This is a genomic window from Streptomyces sp. NPDC037203, from assembly GCF_055605065.1.
Genome location: NZ_JBVJUC010000009.1, coordinates 174,557 through 194,754, shown reverse-complemented (window position 1 = coordinate 194,754; position 20,198 = coordinate 174,557). Strand labels below are relative to the sequence as shown.

At 72.8% G+C, this 20,198-nt stretch carries 18 protein-coding genes; 15 read left to right on the top strand and 3 right to left on the bottom strand.

From position 1 onward, the window contains the following. Positions 1-5: 5 nt before the first annotated feature. From ACZ7EC_RS24200 to ACZ7EC_RS24150, 11 genes are all read left to right on the top strand, one after another. The gene (locus ACZ7EC_RS24200; RefSeq protein WP_471065601.1) at positions 6-1,673 is read left to right on the top strand and encodes a carbamoyltransferase C-terminal domain-containing protein; all 1,668 of its coding nucleotides are present in this window, start codon (positions 6-8) and stop codon (positions 1,671-1,673) included. Beyond that, complete coding sequence (locus ACZ7EC_RS24195) at positions 1,670-3,004, top strand: KamA family radical SAM protein (protein WP_471065599.1); 1,335 nt, start codon at positions 1,670-1,672, stop codon at positions 3,002-3,004. Before ACZ7EC_RS24200 ends, ACZ7EC_RS24195 begins: the two co-directional genes overlap by 4 nt. A 95-nt stretch (positions 3,005-3,099) precedes the next feature. After that, on the top strand, positions 3,100-4,404 hold the full coding sequence (locus tag ACZ7EC_RS24190) for a pyridoxal phosphate-dependent aminotransferase (protein ID WP_471065597.1): 1,305 nt from the start codon (positions 3,100-3,102) through the stop codon (positions 4,402-4,404). After that, on the top strand, positions 4,401-5,114 hold the full coding sequence (locus ACZ7EC_RS24185) for a maleylpyruvate isomerase N-terminal domain-containing protein (RefSeq protein WP_471065596.1): 714 nt from the start codon (positions 4,401-4,403) through the stop codon (positions 5,112-5,114). The genes ACZ7EC_RS24190 and ACZ7EC_RS24185 overlap by 4 nt, the downstream gene beginning before the upstream one ends. Before the next feature lie 38 nt (positions 5,115-5,152). Then, on the top strand, positions 5,153-6,286 hold the full coding sequence (locus ACZ7EC_RS24180; RefSeq protein ID WP_471065594.1) for an acyl carrier protein: 1,134 nt from the start codon (positions 5,153-5,155) through the stop codon (positions 6,284-6,286). 48 nt (positions 6,287-6,334) lie between these two features. After that, positions 6,335-6,601 (top strand): acyl carrier protein, encoded by a 267-nt coding sequence (locus ACZ7EC_RS24175; RefSeq protein WP_471065593.1) that lies wholly within the window; start codon positions 6,335-6,337, stop codon positions 6,599-6,601. Continuing rightward, a complete protein-coding gene (locus ACZ7EC_RS24170) occupies positions 6,598-7,764 on the top strand; it encodes an acyl-CoA dehydrogenase family protein (RefSeq protein ID WP_471065591.1) in 1,167 nt (388 codons plus the stop codon). Before ACZ7EC_RS24175 ends, ACZ7EC_RS24170 begins: the two co-directional genes overlap by 4 nt. Next, positions 7,757-8,890: an acyl-CoA dehydrogenase family protein gene (locus ACZ7EC_RS24165; protein ID WP_471065590.1), complete on the top strand. Its 1,134-nt coding sequence runs from the start codon at positions 7,757-7,759 to the stop codon at positions 8,888-8,890. The genes ACZ7EC_RS24170 and ACZ7EC_RS24165 overlap by 8 nt, the downstream gene beginning before the upstream one ends. Beyond that, on the top strand, positions 8,887-9,594 hold the full coding sequence (locus ACZ7EC_RS24160; RefSeq protein WP_471065588.1) for a 4'-phosphopantetheinyl transferase family protein: 708 nt from the start codon (positions 8,887-8,889) through the stop codon (positions 9,592-9,594). The genes ACZ7EC_RS24165 and ACZ7EC_RS24160 overlap by 4 nt, the downstream gene beginning before the upstream one ends. Positions 9,595-9,601: 7 nt before the next feature. Beyond that, positions 9,602-11,182 carry an AMP-binding protein gene (locus ACZ7EC_RS24155; protein ID WP_471065586.1) on the top strand — a complete coding sequence of 527 codons (1,581 nt, stop codon included), beginning with the start codon at positions 9,602-9,604 and terminating at the stop codon, positions 11,180-11,182. Positions 11,183-11,977: 795 nt separating this feature from the next. Then, complete coding sequence (locus ACZ7EC_RS24150) at positions 11,978-13,690, top strand: PP2C family protein-serine/threonine phosphatase (protein WP_471065584.1); 1,713 nt, start codon at positions 11,978-11,980, stop codon at positions 13,688-13,690. 130 nt (positions 13,691-13,820) lie between these two features. Here ACZ7EC_RS24150 and ACZ7EC_RS24145 read toward each other — a convergent pair whose 3' ends face one another. Then, positions 13,821-14,690: an alpha/beta fold hydrolase gene (locus tag ACZ7EC_RS24145; protein ID WP_471065770.1), complete on the bottom strand. Its 870-nt coding sequence runs from the start codon at positions 14,688-14,690 to the stop codon at positions 13,821-13,823. Between the two features lie 210 nt (positions 14,691-14,900). Beyond that, positions 14,901-15,839 (bottom strand): alpha/beta fold hydrolase, encoded by a 939-nt coding sequence (locus ACZ7EC_RS24140; protein WP_471065582.1) that lies wholly within the window; start codon positions 15,837-15,839, stop codon positions 14,901-14,903. Positions 15,840-16,054: 215 nt separating this feature from the next. On the opposite strand from ACZ7EC_RS24140, the gene ACZ7EC_RS24135 reads away from it, so the two are divergent. Further along, positions 16,055-16,639, top strand: a complete 585-nt coding sequence (locus ACZ7EC_RS24135; RefSeq protein ID WP_471065581.1) for a TetR/AcrR family transcriptional regulator — start codon at positions 16,055-16,057, stop codon at positions 16,637-16,639. A 32-nt stretch (positions 16,640-16,671) separates the two neighbouring features. Here ACZ7EC_RS24135 and ACZ7EC_RS24130 read toward each other — a convergent pair whose 3' ends face one another. Beyond that, positions 16,672-17,127, bottom strand: coding sequence for a MarR family winged helix-turn-helix transcriptional regulator (locus ACZ7EC_RS24130; RefSeq protein WP_471065579.1), 456 nt, complete (start codon positions 17,125-17,127; stop codon positions 16,672-16,674). 24 nt (positions 17,128-17,151) lie between these two features. On the opposite strand from ACZ7EC_RS24130, the gene ACZ7EC_RS24125 reads away from it, so the two are divergent. The 3 genes from ACZ7EC_RS24125 to ACZ7EC_RS24115 all read left to right on the top strand — a co-directional run bounded on the left by ACZ7EC_RS24125 (position 17,152) and on the right by ACZ7EC_RS24115 (position 20,113). Then, on the top strand, positions 17,152-18,684 hold the full coding sequence (locus tag ACZ7EC_RS24125) for an MFS transporter (protein WP_471065578.1): 1,533 nt from the start codon (positions 17,152-17,154) through the stop codon (positions 18,682-18,684). Continuing rightward, positions 18,681-19,256: a YbhB/YbcL family Raf kinase inhibitor-like protein gene (locus ACZ7EC_RS24120; RefSeq protein ID WP_471065577.1), complete on the top strand. Its 576-nt coding sequence runs from the start codon at positions 18,681-18,683 to the stop codon at positions 19,254-19,256. Before ACZ7EC_RS24125 ends, ACZ7EC_RS24120 begins: the two co-directional genes overlap by 4 nt. A 251-nt stretch (positions 19,257-19,507) precedes the next feature. Then, positions 19,508-20,113, top strand: coding sequence for a hypothetical protein (locus ACZ7EC_RS24115; RefSeq protein WP_471065576.1), 606 nt, complete (start codon positions 19,508-19,510; stop codon positions 20,111-20,113). Positions 20,114-20,198 lie beyond the last annotated feature (85 nt).

Below are 20,198 nucleotides of genomic sequence, written 5' to 3'. Positions count from 1 at the left end.
CGACCATGTGGATCCTGGGCGTCAACGCACCTCCGGCCGGCTGGCACGACACCGCGGCCTGTCTGATCGACGGCGACGGCCGGATCGTCGCCTTCTCCGAGGAGGAACGCCTCAGCCGGCGGCGCCACTCGCTGTACCGCAAACCCGCCGGCGCCGCCCGGCTGTGCCTGGAGCAGGCAGGCATCGGCCCCGCCGAGATCGACGTCGTCGCGCTGGGCTGGGACGACGAACAGCTCTACCCCGGCCGGTTCGCCGACGACGCCGCGTTCCTCGCCTACGCGGTCGGCCTCGACTTCGGCGAGCGGTTGCCGGAGGTGGTGCGCGTCGGCCACCACCAGGCGCACGCCGCGTCCTCCTTCTACGCCTCGCCCTTCCGCAAGGCGGGCGTCCTGGTGGTCGACGGACACGGTGAGAACGAGTCCTCCAGCATCTGGACCTACGAGGAGGGCCGCGCGCCGCGCCTGGAACGCTCCTGGCAGCGCACCGCCTCCCTCGGCTACGCCTACGACGCGGCGTCCACCTGGCTGGGCTTCTCCTTCCTCAACGCCGGCAAGACGATGGGCCTGGCCGCCTACGGCCGCGCCCGGAGCGTGCGCACCGAGACCCTCGTGGACGTGCACGGCGACGACTTCACCCTCGCCGTCCAGCCGCTGGCCGAGCGCACCGGACGGGCCACCGCCGAGGAGATCAAGGAGCAGTACGACCACACGGTCGCCCGGTGGCGCGAGCGCTACACCCGGATCGCGGGCGCCGACGGGCCGCGGGCCGCGGAGGACCGGCTCGCCGACGACCCCGCCGCGGTCCTGGTCGCCTACACCGCCCAGCGCGTCGTGGAGGAGGCCGTCAGCCACCTCGCCGCGCAGACCCGTAAGGCGGCGGGGGTCGAAGAGTTGTGCCTGAGCGGCGGCGTCGCCCTGAACTGCTCCACCAACGGCACCCTGCCCGGACCCCTGTACGTACCGCCGGTCCCGCACGACGCGGGCGTGGCCCTCGGCGCCGCCTGGACGGTGTGCCCGCCCCGCTCCCGTACGGTGCCGCTCTCCCCGTACCTCGGCAGCGACATCGGCGCGGCGGCGATCACCGCCGCGGACACCGAGGATCTGTGGCGCTGTCCGCTGGACATCGACGAGCTGACCGGGCTGCTGCTGGACGGGCGGGTCGGCGCGGTCGCGCAGGGGCGCGCCGAGGTGGGGCCGCGCGCCCTGTGCCACCGCTCGATCATCGCCGTGCCGGACACCGCCTCGGTGAACACACGGGTGAACACGGTGAAGAACCGCGAGCAGTGGCGTCCGTTCGCCGGTGTCACCCGGCCCGGCTACGGTGCCCGGCTGTGGGAGCAGCAGGAGCACCTCAGCCGCTACATGCTGGGCGCCGCCCGCGCCACCGAGCTGGGCCGGCGGGTCGCGCCCGGTGTCGTCCACGTCGACGGCACCACCCGCCCGCAGGTGCTCGACGGCGACGCGGCGCCCGCGGTCGGCGCGGCCCTGGACGCCCTGGAGGCCGAGGGGGCGCCGCCGGTGCTCCTCAACACCTCCTTCAACGACCGGGGCGAGCCCGTCGTGGACAGCGCGTGCGACGCGCTGGCCGCGTTCCGCTCCATGGACCTGGACTTCCTCGTCCTGGGGGACGCGCTGTACCGGAAGAAGAGTCCGTCGAAGGGGGGCTCCCGATGACGGCCGGCCCGACCGTGCCCGAGCGCTTCCGGGCGTACGGCCCCAAGCACCTTGACGACATCGCCGCCCGCTTCGGCCTGTGCGAGGAGGTCCGCGAGACGGTGCGGCGGGTGTCGCTGGTGCTTCCGTTCCGGGTCAACGAATACGTCCTGAGCCGGCTGATCGACTGGGACCGCGTACCGGACGACCCGGTGTTCCAGTTGACCTTTCCCCAGCGGGGCATGCTGGCGGCCGACGACGAGCAGCAGCTCGCCAAGCTCTCCGCCGACCCCGGCGACAAGCTGCTGCTGCGCGAGCTGGTCGGTGACATCCGGGCGCGGCTGAACCCGCACCCCTCGGGCCAGCAGCAGTACAACGTGCCGCACCTGGACGGGCGGCCCGTGCCGGGTCTCCAGCACAAGTACCGCGAGACCGTCCTGTATTTCCCCGGCCAGGGGCAGACCTGCCACGCGTACTGCACCTACTGCTTCCGCTGGGCGCAGTTCGTCGGCGACGCCGATCTGCGTTTCGCCGCCCCGGACCCGACCGGGCTGCTCGCCTATCTGGCCGCGCGTCCCGAGGTCAGCGACGTGCTGGTCACCGGCGGCGACCCGATGGTGATGACCACCGAGCGGTTGCGCCGCCATGTGGAGCCGCTGCTGGCCGTGGAGTCGGTCGACACCGTGCGCATCGGCACCAAGTCGGTGGCGTACTGGCCGCACCGCTTCACCACCGACCACGACGCCGACGACGTGCTGCGCCTGTTCGAGCAGGTCGTGGCGGCGGGGAAGCAGCTCGCCGTGATGGCGCACTTCAGCCACCCGCGGGAACTGGAGACCGCGCCGGCACAGGAGGCGTTGCGGCGCATCCGCGCGACGGGCGCCGTCGTGTACTGCCAGGCGCCGCTGATCGCCCGTGTCAATGACGACGCGGCGACCTGGAGTGCGCTGTGGAAGGCGGAACTGGCCGCGGGAGCCGTTCCGTACTACCTGTTCGTGGAACGCGACACCGGCCCGCACGCCTACTTCCAGGTGCCGCTGGCCCGCGCGACGGAGATCTTCCAGGCCGCCTACCGCACGCTGCCTGGCCTGGCACGCACCGTGCGCGGCCCGGTCATGTCCGCGACGCCCGGCAAGGTCGTCGTGGACGGGGTGCAGGAGACGCCCGAGGGCTCGTACTTCCAGCTGCGCATGCTCCAGGCCCGCGACCCCGCCCTGGTCGGCCGGCCCTTCCGGGCCCGCTACTGCCCCGAGGCGGCCTGGCTGGACGACCTGGAGATCGCGCCGGACTGCCCGCCGGATCTGGCGGCCGCGCTGCGCGGCGCGCCGCCGGTGTCCGGGGTGACCGCGTGAAGCCCCGCACCCTCTCCTCCCCCGCCCCCGCGTCGCCGCCCGCCCGTGGAACCCTCCCCGCAAGCGGTCCGGCCACCCGTGAAAGGACCTCGCACGTGCCCGGCCTCCCGCAGTTCCCGCCCTCGCCCAACCTGGCCTTGGACCAATCGGTGCACGAGCGCCGGGCAGCCGGGGAGTCCCTGGTGCACCTGGCGTTCGGCGAGGCCCGTCTGCCTCTGCTGCCCGGTCTCGCGCAGGCCCTCGCCGACGGGGCGGGCCAGACGTCGTACGGCCCGGTGGCGGGGCGCACCGACGCGCGCGAGGCCGTCGCCGGCTACTTCGCGCGCCGCGGTCTGCCCACCGGGGCCGAGCAGATCGTGCTGGCGCCGGGCAGCAAGCCGCTGCTCATGGCCCTCCAGCTCACCGTCCCCGGCGACGTCCTGCTGCCCGCCCCCGCTTGGAACACCTACGCTCCGCAGGCCGTGTACGCCGGCAAGCGGGCCATCGCGGTCCCGGTGCCCGAGGACTGCGGGGGCGTCCCCGGACCCGCCGCGCTGCGCGCCGCGCTCGCCCGGTCCCGCGCCGCCGGCCGAACGCCCGCGTCGCTGGTCCTGACCCTGCCCGACAACCCGACCGGCACGCTCGCCCCGCCGCGACTGGTGCGGGAGATCTGCGAGGTGGCGCGCGCCGAGGACCTCGTCGTCGTCTCCGACGAGATCTACCGTGACGTGCTGCACGACCCGGCGGGCGGCTTCCTCAGTCCGGCCGAGGTCGTGCCCGAGCGCACGGTCGTCACCACCGGTCTGTCGAAAAGCCTGGGCCTGGGCGGCTGGCGCATCGGCGCGGCCCGCTTCCCCGCCGGCGATCTGGGCCGGCGGTTGCGGGAGGGCGTGGTGGCGGCTGCCAGCGAGCTGTGGTCGACGCTGGCAGGCCCGATGCAGCACGTCGCCGCCTACGCCTTCGCCGAACCTCCCGAGGTGGCCGGGAGGTTGCGCGCCGCCGCCCGGCTGCACGGCGCCGTGGCTCGCGCGGTGCACCGGATCGCGCTCGACGCGGGCGCCGTATGCAGACCGCCCACCGGCGCCTTCTACGTCTACCCCGACTTCGGCCCGCTCCGCGCGGAACTGGCCGCCCGCGGCGTCACCGACTCCGCCTCCCTCGCCCGGCGGCTGCTCGACGAGTCCGGCATCGTCGTCCTGGCCGGGCACCTGCTGGGCGACGCCCCGGACGCGCTGCGCTTCAAGGCGGCGACCAGCCTCCTGTACGGCGACGAGCGCGGGCAGGCCGAGGCCCTGGCGGCCGACGATCCGGTACGCCTGCCGCACATCGCCGGCCAACTCACCCGCATAGCGGAGGCGTTCGCCAAGCTCACCGGCCGCCGCCCCGCGCCCGTACCCGACCTCCTGGAGCCGAGCCGGTGAAGGAACTCGAACCCACCACCACGGTCTTCCGCGAACTCGACCGTGCCGCCGGGCGGCTCCTCACCGCCGCCGCCCCGCTGAGCGACACGGCCGTCACCGGACCGTCCCGGCTGCCCGGCTGGAGCCGCGCCCACGTCCTGAGCCACCTCGCCGCCCAGGCCCCGGCGCTGGAACGCCTGCTGACCTGGGCGCGCACCGGCGTCAGGACCGACCAGTACGCCGACCGCGAGGCCCGCGACGCGGAGATCGAGGCCGGGGCCCTGCTGCCCGCCGCCGCTCTCGTGGCGCGGGTCCGCGAGAGCGCCCGGAGCTGGCAGCGCGCGGTCGAGACGCTGCCCGGACCCGCGTGGGACGCCACGATCGTGCCGTTCACCGGCGAGATCTGCACCCCGCGCCGCATCCTCGTCATCCGGCTGCGCGAACTCGTCCTGCACCTGGTCGACCTGGACGTCGGTCACGAGATCGCCGACATCCCGGCGACCGCACGCGACATCGTCCTGGCCGACGTGATCGGCTACTACGCCGAGGCCGAGAAGGTGCCCGCCTTCACCCTGAGCGACGCCGCCGGAGTGGAGCTGGCCCGGTTCGCGGGCGGTGGGCCCGTGGTGTCGGGAACACGGGCCGAACTCCTCGCGTGGCTCAGCGGCCGAGGCGACGGCGCCCGCCTCGACGCGCCCGGCGGCCTGCCGGCACTGCCCCCATGGATCTGACCCGCGCCCCTCTCCGAGCGACCGAGGATTCCACCGACATGCCCATCCCCCTGCCCCCGACAGCCCCCGCCGCTCTGCCTGTGGAGGGCGTCGACAGCGGTGTGCTCGACTGCGTCCAGGTGAACCTGGCCGTGCTCGCGGACCACTTCCACGGCCCCGGCACCCACCTGCGCCTGGGCGCCCGCCTGGACCTTCCGCTGCGCACCCTGCCGGACGGGCTGCCCACCGCCGACCCCACCCTCGACGCGCGCCTCACGGCCGACGCGCCCCTGGTGGGGCTGCGCCCGGTGGGCAGACGCCGCCTGGCCGCCGCCGCGCTCCTCGCGGAGGCGGCCCGGCGGCCCGAGGTGCACTACGTCGTCGCCGACAGCTACCACCTGCCCTGGCTGCCCTACCACGGCCGTGCCCACCTGGACCACAGCTTCCTGCTCACCGCCGGCCCGGACGGCTGGCACGTCACCGACGGCTACCGCATCGAGACCCGGTGGGGCGCCGCAGAACCCGGTGAACACGTGCTGGACGAGCGGGAGTTGGCGGACATCGGGACGGCCGAGGTCGTCACCTTCGCACCGGCCCCGCCCGAGCCCGCGGAACCGAGCGTGGCCGACTTCGACCCCGAGCCCTATGTCACCGCGTACGCGACGTGGCCGGACCGGCTCCGCGCCCTCGAACAGCTCTCGGCGGAGACGTGGCTGCTGGCACGGGCCCGCAAACTCCACGCCGCGCACCGCGCGCGGTGCGCCGGACGCACCGGGCCGACCGAGGGCGAACGCGCCCATCTCGCGTCCTGGGACAAGCTGGTCGAGCAGACCTACGTCGCTCAGCGCAGGGTGGCCCGCGGCCGGCCCGAACCGGCGGGGGCCGTAGACCGGCTGGCCGAACTCCTCGCCGCCGACCGCGCGGTCTTCGCCGCCGGCGCGCCCGCGGCCGGCGGTGCCGGCGACGAGCTGCGCTCCGCCGTCGCCCGCATGGTCGCCGACGTACTCGGCGTGCCGGCGGCCGACCTGCTGGACGGCGCCCCGCTGGACTCCTTCCCTTCCTTCACCTCCTTCCGGCTCGTCGAGATCATCGACCGGATCGAGAGCGATCTCGGTCTCGAACTGGTCGCCGACGAGCTGATCCCGGAGAAGTTGCGCCGCGTGGACGACTTCTGCCGCATCGCCCACCGCTGACCGCCTCCGCCGCGCAGCCGCACGCCCGTACCGAAAGGACACGTCCCCGTGGACCCCCGCTTCACCGACCTGCTCCGGCCCTTCCTCAAGCACGCTGGTCCCGACGACCTCGCCATCACCCCCGAGACGGATCTGCGTCGGCTCGGCGTCGACTCCATGCAGGCCATCGAGCTCCTCTTCCAGTTGGAGGACGGCTTCGGCATCCAACTGCCCGACGAGGACATGAACGACGCCACCTTCGCGACCGCGGGCAGCCTGTGGCGCGCCGTCGCCGCGCAGCTGCCCGAGGAGGAGTCCAGCGGGGTGACCGGGTGAGCGCCGGCGCCGCACCCGCTCTCGCCGCCCGGCTCGCGGAGGTCGTCGAGGTGACCGAGGCGCACCTCGCGGACGCGGACCGCGACGCGGCCTTCCCCGTCGAGGCGCTGGCCGCGCTGCGCCGTTCGCGTCTGCTCGGGCTGCTGGTGCCCGTCGCCCACGGCGGGCTCGGCGGGTCCGTGCGCGACCTGGTGCGGGCCGCCGAAATCCTCGGACGCGCCGACATGTCCGTGGCCATGATTTTCGCCATGCACTGCCAGCAGTCGGCCGCGCTGGTCCGCCATGCCGACGAACGGCTCGCCGAGGCGGTGCTGCCGCGCGTCGCGGCCGGCGAGGTCTACCTCGCCTCGGTCACCACCGAGGCGGGCAAAGGCGGCCACCTGACGACCGCTGAGGCGCAGTTGGTCGACGCCGACGGTCTGCTGGAGATCGACCGGTTCGCGCCGGTCGTCACCGGTGGCGCACACGCGGACGGCTTCCTCATCACCATGCGCGCGGCGGGCGACGCCACCGTGCACGACGTGTCCCTGGTCTACGCCGAGCGCGACCAGCTGACCGTCCAGGCGTCCGGTGACTGGCAGCCGATGGGCATGCGGGCGAGCCACAGTGCGCCCCTGCGCCTGTCCGGCCGTGTCCCGGCCCGCCAAGTGGTGGGCAGGCCGGGTCAGTTCCACGAGATCGCCACGAACGTCTTCGGCCCGCTCGCTCATCTGGGCTGGTCGGCCGCCTGGCTCGGCACCGCGGCGGGCGCGCTCTCCCGCGTTCTGCGGCTGGTGCGCGGCCCGGCGGGGCGCGCACGCTTCGACATCGGCTCCGAGCTGCTGCTCACCCGTCTGTCCCGCGCCCGCCAACGCCTGGACGCCGTCCACGCGCTGCTGCAACAGGCCCTGTCCCTAGTGGAGTCGGGCGAGGACCTGTCCCGTGCGCCGCGGCAGCTCCTGCTCAACTCCCTCAAGATCACGGCCTCCGAGCAGTGTCTCGCCGCCGTGGACGAACTGGTCGAGGCGGTCGGGCTGCGCGACGGCTACCTCAAGGACTCGCCCACCCGGCTCGAACTCGCCGTACGCGACCTGCGGTCCGCCGCGCTCAACTACCACAACGACCGCCTGCACCTGGCGGACGGCCGTCTGGCCCTGCGCGACCAGGGAGTCACCTTTGCCTGAGCTACCCGCCATCCACCCGGCCGGGACCCCGGTGGCCGACGGCGCCGCCCCACGCGACACCGCCATGAGCGGATCGGCCGCGTGGGCGGCCCTCGGCGCGGCCGGGCACCTGGCCCGCGTCTACCGGGGCGGCGACGTCCGCCGGGGAATCGACGTCGGCGGCCTCGCCGACGTACTGGCCACGGCCGACGCCCGCTGGGCCGTCCCCGCGACGCTGTCCGCCAGTGTGCAGCTCGCCACGGCCCTGCCCGTCCTGGCCACCGGAACCGGTCCCGCCGTCGAGCGCGCCCTGGCCCGCGGCCTGAGCGGGACAGCCACCCTGGCCCTGGCCGCGACGGACACCACGGCCGGCACCGACCTGACCGCGCTGCGCACCGAGGCGGCCGTCGACGCCACGGGCGTCATGGTGACCGGCGGCAAGGAGTGGATCACGAACGCCACCACCGCCGAGTCGTTCCTCGTCCTGGCCCGGCACCGCCCCGGCCGGCACTTCGCGAACTTCACCTGGGTCCTGGTCCCGGCCGATGCGCCCGGCGTGGCGGTCCGGTCGGCGCGCTCGACGCTCTACGCGGGCTCGGGCGCCGGCCATGTGTCGTTCGACGCGGTGCGCCTGAACCGGGAGCACCTGGTGGGCAGGGTCGGGTTCGGACTGCCGGTGTTCGCGCGGCACATCGCCGTCGAGCGGCTGGCGGGGGCGCTGTGGGGCGTGGCGCTGTGCCGCCGGGTGCTGGCCGACACGCGGCGCCGGCTGACCGGGCGGGCGCACCAGGAGGGCACGCTGTGGAGCCGCGGCCACGTCCGGCAGCGTTTCGCCGCCGCCCTGGTGCGCGTCCGGGAGCTGCACGCTCTCACCGAGCGGTCGGCTCCCGTCGTGGCGGGGAACTACGACCTCCAGGCCGCCGCCACGCTGAAGGCCGCCGCCGGTACCACCGTGCCGTACGTCCTCGGGGAGTGCGCCCACCTGTGGGGAGCGGCCGGGTTCGCCGACGGCGGCATGCAGGAGATCCGGGCGCAGGCCGCGCTTTTCGGCATCGGGGGCGGGACGACGGAGGTGGTCCTGGAGGCGGTCGCCGAAGGGGCCGAGCGCGTGCTCGCCGACCTGGGCCGCGAGGTCCTCCCGCTGTGAGTCCCGGACCGGTGGTGGGGCCCCTGGCGGTCGCCGAGGGCGTGTGGGTGGTGGCCGGCTCCGGCGCTCCGAGCACCCACCGTGACGACCGGCGCCGCGCTGCCGCCCTGCCCGAGTGGCGGGCCCGTCGCTTCCTCCACGGGCGCGGCATGCTGCGGGAGTTGCTGCACACGGTGGCGCCGCCGCTGGCCGGCGCCGACATCACGCCCGACGGGCGCGGGCAGCCCCACCTGGTCGGGCACGCCGGGGCCGCGGTCAGCGTCTCGCACAGCGAGTCCATGGTGGCCTGCGCCTTCGCCGCCGAGGGACGCGTCGGGGTGGACCTCCAGCACCCGGCGGACTCCGTCGGAGCCACCCTGGCCCGCCGGTTGCTGCGCTCTCACGCGCCCGGTGTCCTCGCGCTGGCGCCGGCGCGGGCGGCGGAGGAGGTGGCCTGGGTGTGGACGGCCCAGGAGGCGTGCGTGAAAGCGGCCGGGGTCGGGCTTGCGGGGCGGCCGTGGGAGATCGACGTGCCGCCGGGAAGCCACGGCGGTCGCTGGGGACCGTACCGCTGGATCTGTCTGCGAGGCGCCTCCGCGACGCCGTTGAGTTGCGCGGTGGGCCCGGTCCGGACGGACGGCGCGGACGGCTCGCACCTCAGCGGGATCCGGGGACCCGCCGGTCGAGTCTCCTCCCCCCCTCCCCTTCTCCCGCGAAAGGCGTGAACGACACGTGACCGAGATCCTGCGAACCGAACGTCGGACGCTGCACGACTGGTTCACGCGGACGGCCGCCGCCTTCCCCGCCGCGACGGCACTGGAAATCGGCGACACCCGGCTCACCTACACCGAACTCGCCGCCCAGGCCGACCACGTGGCCCACAGACTGCTGGAGCGCGGCGGCGCCGGTGCCGCTCCCCTCCGCGTCGGGCTGCTCACCGGGCGCACTCCCGTCGCGTACGCCGGCTATCTGGCGGTCCACCGCATCGGCGGGACCGTGGTGCCCCTCGGACCCGCGTTCCCGCTCACGCGCAACGCCCGCGTGACCGCCGCCGCGCAGCTCGACGTGATCCTCACGGACGGTTCCTGCGACCACGCGGCCGCATTGCCGGCGCCGGCCCTCACACTCACCGCCGAGGACCTGCTCGCTCTGACCGCCACCGCACCGCCCGACCTGCCCGAGCCGACCACCGCCCCCGACGACCTCGCCTACCTGCTGTTCACCTCCGGCTCGACCGGCGCGCCCAAAGGCGTCCCGATCCGGCACGCCAACGTGTGCGCCTACCTGGAGCAGGCGGTGCCGCACTACGGGCCCAGTCCCGGCGACCGGGTGTCGCAGACGTTCGACCTGACCTTCGACCCGTCCGTGCTGGACCTGTACGCGGCGTGGGGCACCGGCGCGACCCTGGTCGCGGCGACCCGCGGGGACCTGCTGCGCCCCGTCCGCTTCGCCGCGGCCCGCGCCCTGACCCACTGGAACTCCGTGCCCTCGGTGATCTCCCTGGCCGAACGGCTGCGGGCGCTGAAGCCGGGCAGCCTGCCCAGCCTGCGCCGCAGCATGTTCTGCGGCGAGCCGCTCACCCTCCGCCAGGCGCGGGCGTGGGCGCGAGCCGCCGGGAACAGCACGGTGGACAACGCCTACGGCCCCACGGAACTCACCGTCACCTGCACCGGCCACCGACTCCCCCGCGACCTCGGCGCCTGGCCCGGCACACCGAACGACACCGTGCCGATCGGCCCCCTGCACCCCGCTCTGGAGGGCCGGCTCCTGGACGGCGAACTGTGCGTGCGCGGCCCCCAGCGTTTCGCCGGCTACCTCGATCCGGCAGACAACACGGGGCGTTTCCTCACGCCCGACGGCAACCTGTACGACCCGAGTACACCCCTCACGGAGGCGCACTGGTACCGAACGGGCGACCGCGTGACCGCGCTGTCCCACGCCACCGTCGACGACGGCCCGCTGCCTCCCGGCACGCCCCTGATCCACCTCGGCCGGGTCGACCAGCAAGTCCAGGTGCACGGCTACCGGGTCGAACTGGGCGAGGTGGAGGCGGCGCTACGGCACCTGCCGGGCATCCTTGACGCGGTGGTGGTGGCGCTGCCGACGCCGGACGGCAGCGTCGAACTCGCCGCGGCGCACACCGGCGCTCCCGGCAACGGCACCGGGAACCACCGCGCGGAACTGCGCCGCCGCCTGCCCCCGTACATGGTCCCGGCCCGGATCACCGCGGTCGCCTCGCTCCCGCTGAATGCCAACGGGAAGGTGGACCGGGCGGCGGTCGAACGGCTTCTGCGCACGTCGGAGGCGTCCTGAGCCCGGCCGGACGAGCGTCAGGCGTGGTGCGGCGCGAGCTGCGGGTCCCCTCCGCCGCGACGACGGGTCGGCGTAGCCGGGGCCCGACTTCGAGACGGCAGACCACGAGGAGCTGCGCACCACCCACCCCGCCCCCGGACACCTCGCCCCGAACTGGCCGGACGGCACGGCACCTCCCAGCAGATGCATCCCGACTTCGGCGCCGGCGACCTGGCCTGCGCTCGGCCTGAGCCGATCGCAGGGATCGAGGACCCGAGCGCCGGGGAACGCCGACGTCGGGCAACCCGGCGGAAGGAACCTCGAGTGGCAGGGGATCGAGAGGTGGTGGCGACGAGGTGCGGATACCGAGACGGCGCCGGACGCCGTCGCCGCGGCGCTGAGCGTGCGCACGGTGGTGATGCGGATGTGCGGGTCGAGGAGGGCGAGGGCGTCCGCGATGGAGCCGCCCGCGCGAACACGCGACGGGGTGGTGGAAGCGGCGACTCGTCCACACGTCGAGGGTGCGGTGGCGGTCGTCGGCCCGGCGACCCTGGATCTTGAGCTGCACACTTCTCGGCGCTGGGTGCCCCGCGTGGGGCTCCCGGCCGGCATCCCCGGGCGGCCGGCTCCGCGCGCGGACGCGGGTCGGAGGAGACGAGCAGCGTGGGCGCGCCGCAGCTCTTGGAGTGGATCTCCACGGACTTGTCGCCCGGCGGGTAGGGCGGGCGGCTGGTGCGGGAACAGTAGATCAAGGGCCCTCGGGCGGGCGGGCGGCCCCGGCCGGGCATACGGGGATCGACGAGGGAGACCAGGACCATGGTGGGACCGGAGAGGCCGCAGGCCGGGCGGAAGCAGTCCGCGGGGGTGTCCTCTGCCCACCTCGCCCCGGCGCTGAACGCCATCGGGGCGGGAGGCTACGTCGTGGACGAGCAGGGTTGCATTCTCGCCGCGAACAGCCGCGCCGCGGAGTTGCTGGGCCGTACCGCCGGCGAACTCGTCGGGCGGGACGCGCACGACCTGCTGCACCGCGGGCCGCAGGGCCAGCAGCTGCCCGCGACGCAGTGCCGCATGCGGCAGGCGTTCCTGGCCGGTTGCCCGGCCCAGGGCGGCGACGAGCACTTCGAGCACGCCGACGGCTCCCTGCTCCCGGTCTCCTGGACGATCACGCCGTACGACGTCGGCGACGGGGGCCCCGGCACGCTGGTCGTCTTCTACCCCCGCCGACCGGCCGCCGGTACCGATGCGCCCCGTGAGCAGTCCGCCGGAACGCTGACCGACTTCGAGCGGCTGGCCCTGCTGGCCGAGACCACGACGCAGCTGACGTCCACGTTCGACGTCGAGGAGGCGCTGCGCCGACTGGTGGGGCTGGTCCTGCCGCGCCTCGCGGACTGGGCCGTCATCGACCTGATCACCGAACGCGATGAGGTGTGGCGCACCGTCGTGGCCCAGGCCGACGGCGACACCGTGATCCGTCACGAGGACTTCGAAGGGCCGATGCCGCCGGTCCCGGAGGAGTCGCTGATGCCCCTGTCGAAGGCGCTGCGGGGCGTCTCCTCCGCCCTCGCCGGCCCCGACACCTACCAGGGCACGCCGGACTCGGGCATCACGGCCGAACAGCGTCGTCTCTTCGAGAGCGCCGGCATGCACTCCGCGGCCATGGTGCCCCTGCGCAGTACACGGGACGTGCTGGGGGCTCTCACCCTCGGCCGTGCCGGCAAGCCGGACAGTTTCACCGTCTCCGATCTGCCCCTGCTGGAGGACATCGCGCGCCGGGCCGGGCTGGCCCTGGACAACGCCCGCCTCTACCAGCGCCAGCGCAAGGTCGCCGAGACCATGCAGAATCATCTGCTGCCCCAGATGCCGCACGTACCCGGGCTCCAGATGGCCGTGCGCTACCTGCCCGCCCCCGACGCCTCGCAGGTCGGCGGCGACTGGTACGACGCCTTCACCCTGCCCGACGGTGCCACCGCGCTCGCCGTCGGCGACGTCGTCGGCCACGGCTTGGAGGCCGCGGCGGGCATGGCCCAGCTGCGCAACATGCTGCGCGCCTACGCCTGGGCCCAGCAGGGACCGCCCAGCCGGATCGTCGACCGCCTGGACGAGGCGATCATGCCGATCACCGACGTCACCATGGCGACCCTCGTCCTCGCCCGCGTTACCCGGACCGGCGACGGCCACTGGCAGCTGTCCTGGACCAACGCCGGTCACCCCCCTCCCCTGCTCATCACGCGGGACGGTCTGGCCGAGTACCTCACCGACGGCCACGGGCTCCTGCTGGGCACCGGAGTGCGGACCCCGCGTCCCGACGCCACCGTCCTCCTGCCGCCGGGCGCCACCCTCGTGCTGTACACCGACGGGCTCGTCGAGAAACCGGGCCAGGCCCTCGACGAGGGGCTGAACCTGCTGCGCCGGCACGCCGCCGCCCTCGCCCACCGCCCGCTGCCGTCCTTCACCGATCAGCTTCTGCGCCGGGTCCAGCCGCCGGGCCTCGACGACGTCGCCCTGCTCGCCGTGCGCACCCCCGCGTGAAGGTGCGGCGGCAGGGCCCCGTCCGGGGACGTGGTCCGACGGCATCGAGCGGATGTACCCGGTGGGTACGCGGAACGAGGCGCACGAGTTCTCCCTTACGGTGCTCTGCGGGAGGCAGCCCAGCGGTTTGTCACTCCGGTCGTCCCGCGAAGAAGTCCGTAAGGGAGGATGCGAGCGCGTCCGGGGCTTCTTCGGCCACGTGATGCCCGGCGTCGATGCCGTGGCCGCGTACGTCCGGTGCCCACTGCCGCCAGATCTTCACCGGGTCCCCGTACAGGTCCTCGAGGTCGTCCCGGAGCGACCAGAGGATCAGCGCCGGGCACTGGATCCGTGTCCCGGCCGCGCGGTCGTCCTCCTCGTGCCGCCGGTCGATGGTGAGACCGGCCCGGTAGTCCTCCAGCATCGCCCGCACCACGTCGGGGTTTCTCGTGGCCGCGCGCCACTCGTCATGGTTTTCCTGACCCATGGTCTGGGGGTCGCCGTGGTACCAGCTGTCCGGATCGGCATTGATGACCCGCTCGGGGACGTCCGGCTGGGCGAAGAAGAACCAGTGCCACCACTGCGTGGCGAACTCGGTCGTGATGCGGGACAGATGCTCGGTGAGGGGCAGACAGTCGAGCAGCGCCACCCGCGAGACCGCGTCGGGGTGATCGAGTGCAAGACGCAGCGCGACAGCGCCTCCTCGATCGTGCCCGGCGAGCGCGAACCGGTCATGGCCGAGGGAGCGCATCACCCCGACCACGTCACCGGCGACGGCCCGCTTGGAGTAATTCGCGTGGTCTGCGGTTGGCGCCGGGCCGGTGGACCGGCCGTATCCCCGGAGGTCGGGGCAGACCACGGTGAACCCGTGTCGGACGAGGAGCGGGGCGACGCGATGCCAGGTCGCGGATGTCCGGGGGTGGCCGTGCAGCAGCACCACCGGCGGCCCTTCCCCGCCGTAGCGAACGAAAATCGATGCTTCCCCGACCTGAACCCGCCTGGTTTCAAAACCCTCGAACAAGGCCCGAGCCTCCCGCCCTCGTCGATACATCGCCACTGCGCCCGCTTCGGCGACGAGTGCCGAACCGACACAGCTCTCCTCATGCCCCGCAGATGCCGTGGACACAACTGCCCGATGCGCCAGCGGTGTCGCCGCGATGCCGAAGACGAGGTGTTCCCCAGGGCGCCGGCTGCCGCGTCCAGGACATCCGTCGTGACCAGTGGACGGGTGTCAGTCGTCGTCGCCGATGAAGTCTGCTACCGCGGCCGCGATGGCTTCGGGCTGTTCGTCGGGGATGAAGTGGCCGGCGTCGGGCACGACGATCCCCGTGGTGTTGTCGGCCCAGGGGCTGAGCGAGGCGGCCATGTCCGGAACGGAGCCGTGGCTGCTGGAGATTCCGAGGACGGGCACGGTCAGGTGCCGCCGTTCCAGCGCCTCGCCGTTCGCGCGAGCTGACTTTGCCGCGTCCCGGTAGTACGCGAGGGAAGCGCGCAGGCCGCCTTCGGCGGCGACGGCCGCCGCGTAGTGGTCGAGCTCGGCGTCGTCGAACGTGTCAGGCGACAGGGCCTTCTTCTTCAGGAACCAGCCGACGTACTCGCGTTCGCGGCCGGTGAGCAGCGTCTCGGGCAGGTCGGGCACGACGTGGAACGCGAAATGCCAGGTCTTCCAGGCACGGTCCGGGTCGGTGGGGATCGTCTCCGGGAGGGTGATGCCGGGAATTCCGGCGTCGAGCAGAACGACCTTGCGCAGGTGACTCTCGAAGTCGAGGGCGAGGGAGAACGCGACCCAGGCGCCGATGTCGTGGGCGACCAGGGAGTAAGCCGACACTCCGAGAGCCTTCACGGCGGTGTGGACGTGCGCGGCGACCGCATGCGTTTCGTAGCTGCCGTCCGGACGCTCGGAGTGGCCCTGCCCCGGCAGGTCGACGGCGATGACGCGGAACCGGCCCGCGAGCTCGGGCATCACCCTCCGCCAGGCCCACCAGGTCTGCGGGAAGCCGGCGAGCAGGACGACTGTCGGCCCGTTCGGGCGTCCGCCCTCGACGGCGTGAAGGCGGACGCCGTCCGCGTCGATCCAGCGGTGAGTGAATCCGGCCAGATGGTGCAGGGGCAGGTCGCGGACGGGGTTGCTTTCGGAGACATGCGGAGTGCTGGTTGCTGGGCCCGTCATGGGAGTCCTCCGGCGGTGTCAGGGATGCGGATGGGGGGTGCAGCCGACGTGCGGCGGCCGGGAGCACACGGTGTGTTTCTCGCGCGATCGCGGTGGGCGCGGCATGCGTGGCCATGGCTACGCTCGAACGCTAGCACATCTTGAACCGATCAGTTCAAGATAAGATGGTGCGAAAATCGGTCCGCACCAACGATGTATCGGCAAGGAAGTGCCGCGTGGCAGGCAAGAAGCAGTTCGACATGGACGCGGCGCTCGACGCCGCGATGATCCAGTTCTGGCGGGACGGCTACGCCGACACCTCGTTGGACGATCTGTGCCGGGCGACCGGCCTGAACCGCAGCTCCATCTACTCCTCCCTCGGCGACAAGGACACGCTTTTCCTGCGCTGCCTGGACCTCTACGCCGCGCGCTACGGCGAGAGGTATGACGCCGCCCTGTCGGGCGCGGCCTCGGATCCCGTTGCCGCTGTTCGTGCGTTCTTCGACGTCACCCTTGACCGCATCACCGATCCCGGACTGCCTGACGGATGCCTGATCGCCCAGTCGACCATGGCGGTCCCGGTGCTGAGCCCGCGCGTCGCAGCGCAGGCCAAGAAGGCGCTCGGTCTCCAGCACATGCGCCTGCGCACCGCACTGAAGGCCGGCCGGCTGACCGACCAGGACGCCGAGGCCTTCGCCGTACACATGGCGGCGGTGAACCAGTCGCTCGCCGTCATGAGCAGGGCCGGGGCGAGCCGCCAGCAGCTCCTGGCCATCGTGGGCGTGACCGTCGACGCGTTGTCACAGGCGTTGCGCGCGTAACGAATTGCCGGTTCGGCCCGGAATCCGGGTTCTCAGGAGTCGGCGAGCCGGCGCATGATCCGAGAGGCTCGCAGGAGCGTCAGCCGCTCCTCTTCGGACAGTCGGGCAAGCTCGCCCTCCAGCCAGTCCTGACGTACCGCCAGTGCTTCGCGGGCGACCTCGGTGCCGGACGGGGTGAGGCAGAAGAGGACGCGACGCCCGTCTTCCGGGTCCTTGTGCCGCGTCGCGTGTCCGCCGGAGACGAGACGGTTGACGGTCTGACTCATGGAGCTCGGCGTGACGCGGGCGCGCCGGCTGAGTTCGGTCAGACTCTGCGGGCCGCGGTTGTAGAGCGCGGTGAGCACGATGACGGCCGCCTCGGCCATCTCGCCGTCGCCGCGTTCGGAGCGGAAGCGGCTGTAGACCCTGGCCACCGACACCCGCAGCTCGGTGCCGAGGGTCGAGGTGTCCTCGTCCGGGAGGCCTTCGGGGATTGCGTTCGCACTCACGGTTTCTTAGTATAACGAAGAAAGATGCTTCGTAGTAAGAAAGAAATGCCTTCGGTACGCCGTCTCCGGCGCCCTGGATTCGCCCACGACCGACGAGGCCCCATGTCTCCCACATCGCCCCCGCGCCCCGATACGTGCCCGAAACCGGCAGCATCCGCCAGTAACGCCTTCGGCCTGCGGTTCACGTTCCCACTGATGTTGGGCACGACGATGAACCCGGTGAACAGTTCCATGATCGCCACCGGTCTCGCCGGGATCGCCGCCGACTTCCACCTGGGCCCCGGCCCGGCCGCGTCCCTGGTGTCCGTGCTGTACCTGTGCAGCGCGGTCATGCAACCCACCATGGGAAAGCTCGCCGCGATCTTCGGCCCCAGGAAGATCTTCCTCACCGGCGTGGCCATCCTCCTGGCCGGCGGCGCGATCGGCACCCTCGCGCCCGGCTTCCAGATCCTGCTGCTCTCCCGCGCACTGATCGGCATCGGCTCCTCGGCCTGCTACCCCGCCTCCATGGCGCTCGTGCGCCGCAGGGCCGAACAGCTGAAGACCGGCGTGCCCAGCACCGTACTGGGCAACTTCTCCATCGCCTCACAGATCGTGGCCGTACTCGGCCTGCCGCTCGGCGGTGTACTGGCCAGCGCCTTCGGTTGGCGCGCCCTGTTCCTTGTCAACGTCCCCCTGGCCGCATTCGCCCTGGTCTTCGCCGCCAAGAACGTGGAGAAGGACCCGCCCGCCGAATCCGGCGGTGTCAGGGAGTCGCTCGCGGCCGTCGATCCGCTCGGGATCGTCCTGTTCGCCCTGTCCGTGGTGTGCCTGCTGCAGTTCCTCAACGACCTCCACCACCCCGCCTGGCCACTGAGCGCCGTCGCGCTCGTCACGCTCGCCGCGCTCATCTGGTGGGAACGGCGCACCGCCTCACCGCTGATCGACGTCCGATCCCTCGCCCGCAACCCGGCGCTGCGCCGGACCTACATACGCCAACTGCTCGTGGGCCTGGGGATGTACGCATCGATGTACTCCGTCACCCAGTGGCTGGAGGGCAGCGCCGGATACTCCTCCTTCCAGACCGGCTTGATCATGCTGCCGATGTCCGCGGTCAGCATGGTCCTGGCGCGCTTCGTCTCCACCCGCGGCTGGGTGCGCTGGCCGCTGCTGACCGGGACCCTCGCGCTGGTCGCGGGCGGACTGCTCATGCTCACAGCGCACGAGGGAAGCCCCCTGGCCCTGATCCTGCTGACGACCGGCATCCTCGGCTTCCCCAACGGCCTGTGCAACTTCGCGAACCAGACCACCCTGTTCGTCCAGACCTCCGTCGGCGAAGTCAGTGTCGCGGCAGGGCTGTTCCGCACCTTCGGCTACATCGGCGCAATCTTCTCCTCCAGCGTGATCTCCCTCAGCTTCGGCGACCACGTCACCGACGCCGGCTTCCACCGCATGGGCTGGATCGTCCTCGCCCTGGGAGCCCTCACCCTTCTGGCCACCCTCTTCGACCGCACCATCCCCGCCACCGTGGCCCGGGACAACGACTCCGACACCGCAACGGAAGGAACCCGGCGATGAGACTGCTCGCCATCCTCCTGTACCCGATCGGCCTGCTGCTGCGCCGCAAGCGCGCGGGCACCACGCACAGCATCCGCAACGCCCCCGAACTGGCCGCCGCCCGAACCGGCACGCTCAACCTCGCCTCGCCCGCCTTCACCCACGGCACGGCGATCCCGCCACGACACGCGACCATGGACCTCGGCCCCAACATCTCCCCGGCCCTGGTCTGGGAAGATCCGCCCGCAGGTACCCGGCAGATGCTTCTCGTGATGGAAGACACCGACACCCCCACGGCCAGTCCGGGAAGGCACATGGTCGCCTTCTTCGCACCCGACCCGCCCCGCATCGCCGAGGGCGAACTCACTGCGGACAACCGGCGATTCACCTATCTGCCCGACCACCGGGGACGTAGCGGCTACCAAGGACCCCGGCCGCTGCCCGGCCACGGCACCCACCACTACCACTTCCACCTCTACGCACTGGACACGGAGGCCGACCCCTCCACGGCGAACGACCTCGATGCCCTGCTGCCGCGGCTGGCCGGACACGTCCTGGCATCAGGCCACCTCGAAGGCACACTACGCGGATAGCCAGAAACGACGGCTATCGCCATGCCCCTCCGGCTATCCACGGCAGATGCCTGCTGGTCGACCGAGTACGGGCTGAGGCCAGGGGCCGCGAACCCGTGCGCCGGCCGCCGTTGGGCCGGACCACCGCGCCGTCGACCGCCAGTCGTCGGGAGAGGGTGGAGCGTGGTCTCCACCCCGAGGGCCCGGATATCCACCCGACGACCGACCCGGGGGCCGATGGCGGGGCCGGGCGTTGCGGCGAGGGTGGGTGCATGACAGCGAACATCGTGATCATGCAGTTGGCGATCCTGGCCGTGGTGCTGGAGTCGGATCTCGGCCGCCGTAAAATCGGCTGGTTCAGGGTGGGACGACCGGTCGTCGGCATCAGTCTCATCGTGCCGTTCTTCTTCACCTCGCTGCCCACCGGCGGCAACGACCTACTGCTGCAGGGGGCCAGCGCCCTTGCCGGGGCGACGCTGGGATTGTTCTCGGTCTGCCCGCTGCTGGTGTCCGTCGACTACCACCCGCAGTGGCGCCGCCGTTGGCCGCGCACCTCGTCAGCCCCGGCCAGGCCCGCTGCGGTCAGTACCTCGGGGGCCGGTTACGCGGCGGTCTGGATCGCTGTGACGGTCGCGCGGTTCGCCTTCGCCTACGGCGCCCAGCACATCTTCCCGGTGGGGCTGGGCATGTTCCTGGTACACCATCACCTGAGCGAGGCCGCCTTGACGAACGGCTTCATCTTCCTGTCCGTGAGCATGAGCCTGTTCCGCAGTCTGGGGCTGTGGACGCGGGGCCGCGCGCGCTTGGCCCGCGCCGGCACGGTTGCCGCCCCGGAACCGGTCGTGGGCGGTGCGGGTGCGACGGGCAGTGCACGATGATCCTCATATCACTGCGCACCGGGATCGTCCGGGGCGCTGGCGCACTGTGGGCGCCTTCTTCTGGCACACCGCAATGGAGTCCTTC